Below are 2,852 nucleotides of genomic sequence, written 5' to 3' on the forward strand. Positions count from 1 at the left end.
CTCGCTGGAGAAGCTGAAGGCCGCGCTGAAGCGCTCGGCGGAGATTCACTGACGGGCTGACCGAACGACCTACGGCCGCGATGCCGGCCGTGGGCCGCCCTGTTCCATCAGGAACAGGGCAGCCTGATCCGGCTCGCCAAACATTGCGGCGGCACATCCGATCAGGGTGAAGCCACCGGCAAGATCCCACAGGGTGATGTCGTCCACCTTATCAGGACCTTGAACCAGGCGCGCTACGATCACTGCGAAAGCGGCTTCGACAAAGAGCAGGACGCTGAACGCCGGCAGGACGAGTTCCGGCTCGAGCAGATGAAGCGCCAGAACCGCAGGAAGCGCGGTGAGAAGACCGAACAGCGTCAACATTGCAAAACGGCTCCTGCGATGGAGCATGCCATACCGGCCATAGAATACTGTATGAGTCCTAGTCACGGATGTGGCCTAGGGCCGCAGTCGGAGGACACGCGATGACGATGAATGGCAAGACGGTCCTGATCACGGGCTCGACCGACGGTGTCGGCCGCTACGTCGCGCGCCGGCTGGCGGCCGAGGGCGCGAAGGTCCTGATCCACGGCCGCGATGCGGCGCGCGCAAAGACGCTGATCGACGAGATCGTGAAAGCCGGCCACGCTGCGCCGATCTTCTACCAGGCGGACCTGTCGTCGATGTCGGGCACGCGCGCACTCGCGGAAGCCGTGAAGCGTGATCACCAGCGTCTCGACGTCTTCGTCAGCAACGCCGGCATCGGCTCGCAGAATGACGGGCCGCAGCGTCAGGTCAGCGCCGATGGTCACGAGCTGCGCTTTGCCGTCAATTATCTCTCCGGCTTCCTCCTCGCCCATCTCTTGCTGCCACTGCTGAAGGCCGCGGCGCCGTCGCGCATCGTCAACGTCGCCTCGCTCGGCCAGCATCCGATCGACTTCGACGACGTCATGATCACCAAGGGCTATAGCGGCTCGCGCGCCTATGCGCAGAGCAAGCTCGCGCAGATCATGTTCACGATCGATTTCGCCGAGGAAGTGAAGGGCGTGGGTGTCACCGTGAACTCGCTGCATCCGGCGACCTACATGAACACCACCATGGTGCGGGCCGGCGGCATTACGCCGATCTCGACGGTGGAGCAGGGCGGTGCGGCGATCCTGCGCCTCGTCGAGGGCGACGACGTCGCAGGCAAGAGCGGATTGTTCTTCAACGGCATGAACGAGGCGCGCGCCAATCCGCAAGCCTACGATGCCGACGCGCGCAAGCGTCTGCGCGCGCTCAGCCTGCAGCTGGTGGGCATCTCGTCCTAGCCCCGCGCAAACATGGTTAGCGAAGTGTTGAGATTCCTGCCGGCGGCCGGCAAGTCCGGCGCACGTGGCGCGCCTTCGCCACGCTGTCCCGACTTAACCTTTACGCGGCTTTAAGGGCGGCGCTCTAGGGTTTCCGATGCGGTTCGGGGTTGGGCCGCGCCAGCGGCCAGGACGGCCGTTGTTGCGTACGCGTTTGGAGTCTCTCATGGATATCATGACGGGCGTTGGGCTCACGGCGGGCATCATCGTCATCGCAGCGATGATCTTCATGGGCGGCGACCTTCACATGTTCATCTCCGAACATGCGATGATCATCATCTTCGGCGGCTCGATCTCCGCCACCATGATCCGCTTTCCGCTCAGCGCGCTCCTGCACGGCCTTCCGCTCGGCGCCAAGTTCGCCTTCACCATGAGCCGGCTGTCGGCGCACGACCTCGTCGACGAGCTCGCCCGCATCGCCGAGATCGCCCGCAAGCAGGGCCCGGTGGGTCTCGAAAAGGTCGAGACCGACGAGCCGTTCCTCGCCAAGGGCATCCGCTATGTCGCCGACGGTTACGACCTCGACTTCATCCGCGACAATCTCGAGCGCGACCGCGACAACTTCCTGATGCACCTCGACGAGGGCAGCAAGATCTATCGCGCCATCGGCGACTGCGCCCCGGCCTTCGGCATGATCGGCACCCTGATCGGCATGGTGCAGATGTTCGCGAACATGACCGACCCTTCCAAGCTCGGTCCGTTCATGGCGACCGCGCTGCTCGCAACGCTCTACGGTGCGCTCGTCGCGAACCTGTTCTGCCTGCCGATCGCCGACAAGCTGCACGGCAAGCTGCTGGATGAAGAGACCAACCGCACCCTGATCATCGACGGCATCCTGATGATCCGCGACTCCAAGAGCCCGACGCTGGTGCGCGAAATGCTGCTGGCCTATCTGCCGGAGAAGCACCGCCACGCCGAAGGCGAGCCGGTGCCGGCGTAACGCCGCCCGCCGGGACAGACAGACATGGCCAAGAAGAAGCGCGGCGATGCTCACGGGGGCGGTCACGGCTGGTTCGTGACCTTCGCCGATTTGATGGGCCTGATGATGAGCTTCTTCGTGATGCTCGTCGCATTCTCGACGCAGGACGCCAACAAGCTGAAGATCGTCGCCGGCTCGATGCGCGACGCCTTCGGCGTGCAGAGCGAGGCGCGCTACGCCGGCATCGTCGAATCCGACGGCCTGCCGACGCGCCCGCGGCTGAAGAACGTCGACCATATCCAGCCCGAGGATGCCTCCAACACGCCGACCCCGGACCAGGAGGACCGCGACCGCACGTCGGGGGCGAAGATCAAGGTCGACCGCAATTTCGCGCTCGCCGCGGCCTCGCTGCGGCAGGCCTTGCAGGACATGCCGGAACTGACCGAGATGTCCAAGCACATCATGTTCGAGGAGACCAAGCAGGGTCTCAATCTCGAAATCGTCGACCAGGACGGCCGCTCGATGTTCGCCGACGGCTCCAAGGTACCCTATGACCGCACCCGCCGCCTGGTCGAGAAGCTGGCGATTCCGCTCAAGGCCACGCC

The 2,852-nt window shown here is 64.6% G+C and carries 4 protein-coding genes; 3 read left to right on the forward strand and 1 reads right to left on the reverse strand.

Going from position 1 to position 2,852, the window contains the following annotated elements:
* Positions 1-69: 69 nt before the first annotated feature.
* Positions 70-363 carry a hypothetical protein gene (locus tag AC1D00_RS34745; RefSeq protein WP_135173938.1) on the reverse strand — a complete coding sequence of 98 codons (294 nt, stop codon included), beginning with the start codon at positions 361-363 and terminating at the stop codon, positions 70-72.
* 101 nt (positions 364-464) lie between these two features.
* Between AC1D00_RS34745 and AC1D00_RS34750 the strand changes: the two genes are divergently transcribed.
* The 3 genes from AC1D00_RS34750 to AC1D00_RS34760 form a co-directional block, all read left to right on the forward strand.
* Positions 465-1,289 carry an SDR family NAD(P)-dependent oxidoreductase gene (locus AC1D00_RS34750; RefSeq protein WP_477013794.1) on the forward strand — a complete coding sequence of 275 codons (825 nt, stop codon included), beginning with the start codon at positions 465-467 and terminating at the stop codon, positions 1,287-1,289.
* A 205-nt stretch (positions 1,290-1,494) separates the two neighbouring features.
* Complete coding sequence (locus AC1D00_RS34755) at positions 1,495-2,268, forward strand: motility protein A (protein WP_011086581.1); 774 nt, start codon at positions 1,495-1,497, stop codon at positions 2,266-2,268.
* Between the two features lie 24 nt (positions 2,269-2,292).
* Positions 2,293-2,852, forward strand: a 560-nt coding sequence (locus tag AC1D00_RS34760) for a flagellar motor protein MotB (RefSeq protein ID WP_477013795.1), incomplete at its 3' end; no start/stop codon positions are given.

The sequence above is a fragment of the Bradyrhizobium sp. P2_E8 genome, assembly GCF_056403875.1.